Here is a 238-nt window from a genome sequence, read left to right on the forward strand (position 1 = left end):
GTGTGTAAAGTCCAGCTCCTCACTATCTTTTGGAAGATAAAGAATAGAGTTAAAGTTCATTGATCCTGCCTGTACTTCCCCATCATACTTTCGATATTTCTCAGTAGAATTTAATTTCTGAGAAATTTTAAAAGTAACTGTTTCTTTCTTTTTTACAGGTCCTTCCGCATATGCAGAACCAGTATTATAAAAATGAAGTATAATACCTGTTCCAAAGAATAGCAACCCCAGCAAAATG

The 238-nt window shown here is 34.0% G+C and carries 1 protein-coding gene; it reads right to left on the reverse strand.

Features of this window, described 5'->3' with window-relative positions:
• Positions 1-238 (reverse strand): hypothetical protein (locus tag SB659_RS20445; protein ID WP_410551759.1); only part of this gene is annotated, 238 nt, incomplete at both ends.

Origin of the sequence: Arthrobacter sp. SIMBA_036, from assembly GCF_046535135.1 — a bacterium.
GTDB lineage: Bacteria > Actinomycetota > Actinomycetes > Actinomycetales > Micrococcaceae > Arthrobacter.